The following is a 1,052-nucleotide window of genomic DNA, read 5'->3' on the forward strand; positions in this document are numbered from 1 at the left end:
AAGACCAATCTATGTATTTAGGTGTAATGATATTACCGTAAGGAGTTATATCTTCTTTTGTTATTATTCCTTTTGCTTCTTCTTTGGTCATACTTGCAATTCTTTGAAGTTCAAGGATATACTGTTCTTCTGCTGATTTTATCTTTTCCTCTCTTTCTTTAAGTTCTTTTTCTAATGCTTTTATCTCAGCTTCCAATTTAGAGATTTCAGCTGCTTTTTTCTCTATCTCTTCTTCTCTGTGTTCCAATCTTGCAAGTCTTTTTTCAAGTTGTGATTCTTTCATAAGAAGTTGTTTTTCAAGATTTTGAAGTTCTTCCCTCTTTTGTTTTAACTCGTTTTCAAGTTCTTGTTTTCTTTTCAGTAGTTCTTTTTCTATAATAAACTCTTGTTGTTCTTTTAGCTTAAGAGCTTCCTTTTCTATTTCGGATGCTTTTATCTTTGCCTCTCTTTCCACATCTTTAATGATTCTCTCAGCTTCTTTTTCAGCTTCTTTCTTAATCCTCTCAGCTTCTTGTTTAGCTAAATTTTCTATTTCTTCTTTTCTTGAAAGTACTGCATTATACTCTTGCTCTTTTTCTTTTAGTTTTTGTCCTACTATAACTTTACATGCAGTAAATCCGGCTCCACCGGCTACTATTGCAGATATTAATCCAGCTACAATTTCGTTCATTTTACTTCCTCCTTCTTTGTTTTTAAAATTTTTGTTGGTGTTATTACAACATCAACCTTAAAGTCGTGAGGTTGATGAGGTATTTTTTCTACAACTTGAAAATCATATGCAAAACCCACTTTTAAACAATCGTATCTCAACTTTGGTAAAAACCTATCGTAATAACCTTTTCCATAACCTATCCTATGTCCTTCTTTATCGTAAACAACAGCCGGAACAACTATTAAATCAACTTTTTCCGGTTGAACTTCATGTCCTACAGGCTCCCTTATCCCTGCATAACCTATAACCAAACTATCTAAATCCTTTATCTCAGACGATAAAAAAAGTGTGGCAGTATCGGTTGAGTTTTTAAATCCGGATAAAAGTTTGTCTGATGAAG

Annotated in this window: 2 protein-coding genes; both read right to left on the reverse strand. The window is 32.7% G+C overall.

Features of this window, described 5'->3' with window-relative positions; all coding sequences use genetic code 11:
* On the reverse strand, window positions 1-670 hold a 670-nt coding region (locus NE054_RS08380; protein WP_297890537.1), incomplete at its 3' end, for an Rnase Y domain-containing protein.
* On the reverse strand, window positions 667-1,052 hold a 386-nt coding region (locus NE054_RS08385), incomplete at its 5' end, for a 5-formyltetrahydrofolate cyclo-ligase (RefSeq protein ID WP_297890539.1). The genes NE054_RS08385 and NE054_RS08380, both read right to left, overlap by 4 nt.

It is taken from the genome of Sulfurihydrogenibium sp. (assembly GCF_027448985.1).
Lineage (GTDB): Bacteria > Aquificota > Aquificia > Aquificales > Hydrogenothermaceae > Sulfurihydrogenibium.